At 71.3% G+C, this 572-nt stretch carries 1 protein-coding gene; it reads right to left on the bottom strand.

What is annotated here, in order from left to right; all coding sequences use genetic code 11:
• Positions 1–102: 102 nt before the first annotated feature.
• Positions 103–572 (bottom strand): alpha/beta hydrolase (locus G3I56_RS42740; RefSeq protein ID WP_239135475.1); only part of this gene is annotated, 470 nt, incomplete at its 5' end.

Genomic DNA, 572 nt, shown 5'->3' with positions numbered 1-572 from the left:
TCATCGTAGGGCCGAATGTGGGATCAACTGCCGAACCGGCCGCAAAAACGCGCGTGGGGTGGTTCCGGGCGCCAGGCCCGGAACCACCCCTGCGACTCCGGCTCAGCCCTGGCCGAGGCCCGACGCGCAGTCCTCGCGGTTCGGCGCACACTGCACCGCGCCGTACTGGCCGAGGGCGATGTCGGTGAAGTTCGCCAGGCTCTCGGTGTCGGGAGCGAAGTAGCCGGGGTGCCCCAGTGCGCCCTCGGTACCGACCACACGGGCCCCGAAGGACGCCGAGACCGGGTCGGCGCCATGCCCGAGGCCGGCGATCTCCAGGTGCGGCACCTCGCCGATCCAGTCGCTCGGATCGCGGGCGGCCCACACATTGGCGGAAGTGTGCAGCTGCGCGGCGCGGCTCACCCGCATCCCGGGGCTGCCGAAGACGGTGATGTCGGAGATCTTCTCCGACGGCAGGCCAGGAGCGGCCACACCGCAGAGCACCGAGCCGTACGAGTGGCAGAACAGCGAGATGCGCGCGGTGGACGGCAGCGCCTCGACCAGCGAGTTCAGCCGGACCGCGCCGTTCTCCG

Origin of the sequence: Streptomyces sp. SID12488, assembly GCF_010548275.1 — a bacterium.
Lineage (GTDB): Bacteria > Actinomycetota > Actinomycetes > Streptomycetales > Streptomycetaceae > Streptomyces.
Note: the sequence above shows the minus strand (reverse complement) of the source record. Positions and strands in the feature narration are given on the sequence as shown.